This window comes from Frankia gtarii (genome assembly GCF_025403375.1).
Lineage (GTDB): Bacteria > Actinomycetota > Actinomycetes > Frankiales > Frankiaceae > Frankia > Frankia gtarii.
Window position 1 is genome coordinate 1 of record NZ_JAMPTM010000341.1, and the last position, 6545, is coordinate 6545.

Here is a 6545-nt window from a genome sequence, read left to right on the forward strand (position 1 = left end):
TCCCCGACATCCCCGTCCATCGTCACACGCCGGCGCGGCCCCCGTCACGCGAGGTCAAGATCGGCAATCGGCTGTTTCGGGGGGTGGTGGCGAGTGCGGTGGTGAGGATGGCTGCTCCGCATCCGGCCAGCAGGTACCAGCCGACGTGGGGATGGTCGATGGTGACGAGCGAGCCGATGACGGCGACACCGAGGACGTTGCCGATCTGACGTGAGCTGGTGGCAACGGCGGACGCGACGCCGGCCCGTGCCGCGGGCATCGCGGCCACGGCGATGTTCGTGATCGGCGGGTTGACGAGTCCGAAGCCGATACCGAAGAGCAGGTAGCCGGCGGCGAGCTGGCAGTAGGGCGCTGTCGCGGCGGCGTGGACAAGCACGAGTGGACCGGCGGTGAGCGCGATTCCCGCGGCCGTGAGCGGGAGGCGGGGGCCACGGCGGGCGACGAGCCGGCCGGTCAGCGGCGACACGACCACGATGACGGCGGTGGCGGGCAGTACCAGCAGGCCGGCCATGACGGGGGCATCGCCGCGGGCGTCCTGTAGGTAGAGCGTGTTCAGGAACAGGAAGCCGGAAAGAATCATGAAGGCGAGGACGGCGATGCCGATGGCCCCGGCGAAGCGGGGGCTGGCGAACAGTCGCACGTCGAGCAGCGGCTGGGCCCGCCGGCGTTCCACCGCGACGAACGCGGCCAGGGCGATTGCGCCGACCGTTCCCGACAGCACTACCCCGGGTGAACCCCAACCCGCGGATGGCCCCTCGATGATCGCGTAGGTCAACGGCGCCAACGCGGCCACCACGAGAACCTGCCCGACCCCGTCGAGGCGGCGCGGGTCCGGTGACCGCGTCTCGGGCATCACGCGTGCCGACAGGCCGTACGCGGCGGCGACGATCGGCAGGTTGACCCAGAACACCCAGCGCCAGCCGAGTCCGCCGACCAGCAGACCGCCGGCCATCGGGCCGGCCGCCGCGCTGGCCCCGAAGACGGCCGCCCAGACGCCGATGGCCCTGGCCCGTTCGCGGGGCTCGACGAACACCCCGGTGATGGTCGACAGCGCGTTCGGTTGAAGCATCGCCCCGCCGATGGCCTGCACCGCGCGCAGCACGATCAGGCTGGGCAGGTTCGGCGCGAAGCCGCACATCAGCGACCCTACCCCGAAGATCGTCAAGCCGGCCCGAAACATCCGGCGCCGTCCGAACCGGTCCCCGAGTGAACCCGCGAGCAGCAGGAACGACGCCAGCACCAGCGTGTAGGCGGCCACGATCCACTGCAGGCCGGACACCCCGGCGTGCAGGTCACGCCCGATGGTCGGCAGGCCGACGTTGACGATCGTGTTGTCGAGGCTGGTGATGAACAGGGCCGAGCAGCAGGTCACCAGCAGGATGCGGGGCCGCCGCCGCGGGGCCCGGCCCAACTCCGGATGGCCGGCCCGGACGGTTGTCGGTGTGGTCATGGCTCCGACGCTAGGAACGGACTGGCGCCGCGAATAGTGAAAATATCGCCGGGGATATTTTCACTAGATGCAAACCATGTCGGTCGACCTGAATCTGCTGGTGGTCCTCGACGCCGTCCTGGCGGAGGGCAGCGTGAGCGCCGCCGCCCGGGAGCTGCACCTGTCCATCCCGGCGACGAGTCGGGCCCTCGGCAGGCTGCGGCGAGCCCTCGATGATCCCCTCCTGGTCCGCTCGGGCCGGGGACTGACGCCCACCGCCAGGGCTCTGGCGCTGCGACCCCGGGTCCACGCACTCGTGCAGGAGGCACGGCTACTGACTGCCGGAACCGCTGCGGCCGACGAGGTCAGCACCCTGCGCCGCTCGTTCGCCGTCCTCGCCGACGATGTGGCGTTGGCGCTGCTGTCCGGCCGGTTTCTCGCGGGGATACGGGCCGACGCCCCCGGCGTGACCGTCCGCTTCCTGGCACCCGATCCCGCCCGCGGCCACGGCGTCGCCCTGCGCGAGGGCCTCGCCGACCTGGAACTGCGCGTCAACGCCCGCCGAGACCCCGACCTACGCGGGCAGGGCCTGCTGCGCGATCAGCTCGTCGGGATCGTCCACCCCCGCCATCCGCTCGCCGCGTCACCCGTCACCGCCGAAGATCTCGCGGGCGCCGACCATCTCGAGATCTCCGACCAGGGCGAGCTCACCGGCCCCCTCGACGCCCTGCTGCAGGCCCGCGGCCTGCACCGGAAGGTCGTCGCGTCCGTCCCGACCGTCCTGGCCGCCCTGCTCACGCTTCTCGACAGCGACCTGGTCGCGGTGGCACCCGCCCTGCTGGCCGCCCGGCACGCCCAGGCCCTTGGACTACACGCCTTCGCGATCCCCGTCCCACTCAAAGGGATCCGCGTCAGCCAGCTGTGGCATCCACGCCACGACGCCGACCCCACCCACGCCTGGCTCCGCACCCGCATCTCCGAGACCATCCGCGTCTTCGAGACCGCCCGGGTCGACGGGTGAAGCGAAGCCGGGATGGGCGGGCCAGCGGTGGATCACGCCGGGCCGGGTGAAGAGGCGGCCACGGCCGTCCAGCCGTGTTCGAGCAGCGCGAAGATCCGTTCCAGCGCGCGGTCGGCGTCGGCGTCGGCATCGGTGGCAGTGGCGGTGCTCGTGATGGCGAGGCCGGCGGACGCCAGGGCGAAGTGGGCGAGGGCGAGGCAGGCGGGGTCGTCCGCGGGCAGCGCGCTGGCCTCGGCGATGGCGGACGCGAGTGCGGACGCGTGGCGCAGCCACATCCGACGGGAGTGCTCGCGTAGCTCGGGGGTGCGTTCGACCAGCGCGCGGAAGTCGTCCAGGCGTGGGTCGGCGCGCCGCGCGGTGTCGCGGGCGCTGCCGAGATGGTCGCGCAGTGCCCGGGGGATCGGCTGGCCGCTCGGGCGGTTGTGGACGGCGGCGACGAGGGCGGCCTCGCGGTCGGCATCCTCGTCGAACAGCAGCGCCACCTTGCCCTCGGGGAAGTGCTTGAACAGCGTCGTCACCGACACGTCCGCCGCGTCGGCGATCTCGCGGACGCCGACGGCGTCGAACCCGCGCGCCAGGAACAGGGCGAGCGCCGCGTCGGCCAGCGCCTGACGGGTGGCGGCCTTCTTGCGCTCCCGGCGTCCCGGCGGCGGCGTTGTCTGGTCCATGCCGCCACGGTAGCGCAGGGTGGAACGGATCTAAAACTGAAACTGTTGCACTTTTTGATCCGTTCTGCTTTTCTGGGTGTGTCTGGAGGATGGCGGGCCCGCGGGTTCGGACCCGCCCCGCGCACTCCTCTCCCCGCCCGCATGGGAGTAACGATCATGAACTCATCGCTTGAAGCCGCGCCCATCGCCGTCGTCGGAGCCGGTCCCGGCGGCCTGACCTGCGCTCGAGTCCTGCAGAACCACGGCATCGCCGTCACCGTCTACGACCTCGACGCCTCAGCCGACGCCCGTCCCGCCGGCGGCAGCCTCGACATGCACGCCGACTCCGGTCAGGTCGCGCTCGCCGCGGCCGGGCTGCTCGACGCGTTCCGGGCACTGTCCCGGCCGGAAGGGCAGCAGGTGCGGGTGCTCGGCCGCGACGCCAGCGTGCTGCTCGACATGGTCCCCGACACGGCGCCCGAGGACGGCGCCCCGGAGATCGATCGCGGCCAGCTCCGCACCCTGCTGCTGGACTCCCTGGCCACCGGCACGGTCCGGTGGACCCACCGAGTGAGCGACGTCGAGCCGCTCGGCGGCGGCGCCCACCGGCTCCACTTCGCCGGCGGCGCGTCCGCCGACCACCCCCTGGTCATCGGCGCGGACGGCGCTTGGTCCCGGGTCCGGGGGCTGCTCGGCGGCGCCGTCCCGGACTACACCGGTGTCACGTTCGTCGAGGCGTACCTCGATGACGCCGACCGGCGCCATCCACACGCCGCCGCCCTCACCGGGCACGGGATGATGATGGCGTTGCACGCCAACCGCGGACTCATCGCCCAGCGCAACAGCGGCGGCCACATCCGCGTCTACATCGCGCTGCGCACCGAGCTCGACTGGTACGAGAAGGCCGGCATCGACCTCGCCGACACCGAGCGCGTCCGTGCGGCCCTGCTGGCGGAGTTCACCGGGTGGAGCCCGTCCCTGCGCGGACTCATCACCGACAACGACGGCCCGTTCGTCAACCGGCCCATCCACGCCCTGCCCGTCCCGCACACCTGGCCGCACACCCCCGGCCTCACGCTTCTCGGCGACGCGGCGCACCTCATGTCCCCGTTCTCCGGGATGGGGGCCAACCTCGCGATGCTCGACGGCGCCGACCTCGCCCAAGCCATCGCCGCCCGGGCAGACGGCCCCAGTGCCGACCACCTGGACGCCGCCGTCCGCGCCTACGAGGACGTGACGCTGCCGAGGTCCGCCGAGGCCGCCGCCGGCGCCGCCGAGGCGATCGCCGCGGCCATCGCACCCGACGCCCCGGTGGGGCTTCTCGCCCACTTCGCGTCCCGGCACTGACGGATCCGGCCGCCGGCGGGGTAGGGCGGGGCGTGCGGCGCGCGCGGGTGGGGCATTCTGCGAGAAGCTTGGACCAGTGCGTCTCGATCGGCGGGCGCCGCGACCGTGAAGAGGGGTCACCATGATCCGGCTCAGCGTGCTGTACCCGCGGACCGAGGGTGCGACGTTCGACCACGACTACTACCGGGACAAGCACATCCCGATGGCCAGCGCCATGTGGGGCATCTCGGAGGTCGAGATCGACCGCGGGCTGGACGGCCCGTACGTCGCCGCCGCGCACTTCCGGTTCGCATCGATCGAGGCGATGAAGACGGCGATGTCCCGCGGCGACAGGAAGGCGATCACCGCCGACGTCGCGAACTACACCACGATCACCCCGGTGATGCAGACCAGCGAGGTGTCTGGCTGAACATGGCCACGTCCACCCCGGCCACGTCCAGCACCGACCCCGAGCGCGCCCAGGTCATCGCCGATGTCTTCGCCGCCGCCTTCGGCGAGCTGATGGCGGCGGATGCGGCGGCGTTCCGGCGCAAGTTCCGCAAGATGGCGGCCTCGCCGTTCGCCTTCTACCGGGGCTCGGCGGCGCTGTTCTACGCCGACGTCCACGCCCTCGACGATCCCTTCCTGGACGAGCGGACCAGCCGGATCTGGATCCACGGCGATCTGCACGCGGAGAACTTCGGCACGTACATGAGCAGCAACGGCGTGCTCGTGTTCAACGTCAACGACTTCGACGAGGCCTACGTCGGGCCGTTCACCTGGGATCTGCGGCGCCTCGTCGCGAGCCTCGCCCTGCTCGGGCGCGCCAAGGCGCTCAGCGACGCGGTGATCACCCGACTCGTCGAAGCATGCGTGGGCGCCTACCGCGACCGGATGAGGGAGCTCGCCGAGGGCCCGGACGCGGCGTCGTCGGACCTGCTGACGCTCGGGTCCACCTCGGGCGTGGTGCACGCGTTCCTGCAGCGGGCGCGGCTGTCGACACGGGTCGGTCTGCTCGAGGAGCTCACCGTGGTGGAGAACTACGAACGCCGCTTCGCGCAGGTCGACGGCGTCACCCCGGTCGACGACGACACCCGGGCAGGCGTGCTGGCGGCGTTCGAGCGGTACCTGGCCACCGTGCCGCCGAACCGGCGGACCCGCCCGGTCTCGCTGACCGTCAAGGACGTGGTGGCCCGCCGCGGGATCGGCATCGGCAGTGCCGGCCTGCCGTCGTACAACCTGCTCGTCGAGGGGCAGACGCAGGCCCTGGACAACGACGTCGTCCTGTACATGAAGCAGGGGCAGGTGCCGGCGGCCAGCCGGTTCGTCTCCGACGAGCGGATCCGTGACTTCTTCGACCATCAGGGGCATCGCACGGCGCTGTCGCAGCGCGCGTTGCAGGCGCACAGCGACACCTGGCTGGGCCACACGGAGCTCGACGGCGTCGGCCAGCTCGTCGCCGAGGTGTCGCCGTACGCGCAGGACCTGGACTGGTCGGAGGTGAACGAGCCCGAGCAGATGCTCGCCCTCGTCGCCGACCTCGGCCGCTCCACCGCCCGCATGCACGCCGTCGCGGACGACGAGAGCGAGCACGACCTGGTGAACTTCTCCACCGAGGACGCGATCCACGCCGCGATCTCGCGCGACGACAAGGCGTTCGTCGCCTCCCTGGTCGACTTCGCCCACGACTACGGCGCCCAGGTCCAACGCGACCATCAGCTCTTCGTCGACCTGTTCCGTAACGGCCAGCTCATCGAGGTGGACTGAGCCGGCCATGGCCGACGACGGGGAGTCGCTCCCGGCGAAGCCGGAGAAGTCGTCCGATCAGTCGGACGATCGGGAGTCGTTCCCGGACGAGTTGTTCGAGGCGCTCAGCCAGGCGGATGCCTGGCCCGGCTGGGAGGTGCAGCCGGCGGACGTGCGGGCGCTGTACGTCGACTGGGTGTCCCGGCCGCGGCGTGCCCGTGAACGACGCGAGCGGGCCGAGACGACCGCCTAGTGGTCGTCGCTGCAAGTTCGTCGGTTATGCGGCGAGGGTGAGGCGGCGGGTGGTGTCGAGCAGGTCGGCGCGGGTGTACTTCCAGTCGAACGGGGTGGCTGTCTGGTTGTAGAGGGCCTGGAA

General features: G+C 71.7%; 7 protein-coding genes. 5 read left to right on the plus strand and 2 right to left on the minus strand.

Annotated features, from left to right (window positions below; all coding sequences use genetic code 11):
- Window positions 1-22: 22 nt before the first annotated feature.
- Window positions 23-1450, minus strand: coding sequence for an MFS transporter (locus NBZ83_RS28840; RefSeq protein WP_261576201.1), 1428 nt, complete (start codon window positions 1448-1450; stop codon window positions 23-25).
- Between the two features lie 76 nt (window positions 1451-1526).
- Between NBZ83_RS28840 and NBZ83_RS28845 the strand changes: the two genes are divergently transcribed.
- The gene (locus tag NBZ83_RS28845) at window positions 1527-2450 is read left to right on the plus strand and encodes a LysR substrate-binding domain-containing protein (protein WP_261567344.1); all 924 of its coding nucleotides are present in this window, start codon (window positions 1527-1529) and stop codon (window positions 2448-2450) included.
- Between the two features lie 32 nt (window positions 2451-2482).
- On the opposite strand, the gene NBZ83_RS28850 is transcribed toward NBZ83_RS28845, so the two are convergent.
- Window positions 2483-3118: a TetR/AcrR family transcriptional regulator gene (locus NBZ83_RS28850; protein WP_261576202.1), complete on the minus strand. Its 636-nt coding sequence runs from the start codon at window positions 3116-3118 to the stop codon at window positions 2483-2485.
- 156 nt (window positions 3119-3274) lie between these two features.
- Here NBZ83_RS28850 and NBZ83_RS28855 point away from each other — a divergent pair, with 156 nt between their 5' ends.
- The 4 genes from NBZ83_RS28855 (at window position 3275) to NBZ83_RS28870 (ending at window position 6422) form a co-directional block, all read left to right on the plus strand.
- Window positions 3275-4444, plus strand: a complete 1170-nt coding sequence (locus NBZ83_RS28855) for an FAD-dependent oxidoreductase (RefSeq protein WP_261576203.1) — start codon at window positions 3275-3277, stop codon at window positions 4442-4444.
- A 121-nt stretch (window positions 4445-4565) separates the two neighbouring features.
- A complete protein-coding gene (locus NBZ83_RS28860; RefSeq protein WP_261567347.1) occupies window positions 4566-4853 on the plus strand; it encodes an EthD family reductase in 288 nt (95 codons plus the stop codon).
- 2 nt (window positions 4854-4855) lie between these two features.
- Window positions 4856-6190 (plus strand): DUF2252 domain-containing protein, encoded by a 1335-nt coding sequence (locus NBZ83_RS28865; protein WP_261567348.1) that lies wholly within the window; start codon window positions 4856-4858, stop codon window positions 6188-6190.
- A gap of 7 nt (window positions 6191-6197) precedes the next feature.
- Entirely contained in the window at window positions 6198-6422 is a 225-nt protein-coding gene (locus tag NBZ83_RS28870) for a hypothetical protein (protein ID WP_261576204.1), read from the plus strand.
- The last annotated feature ends 123 nt before the right edge of the window (window positions 6423-6545 follow it).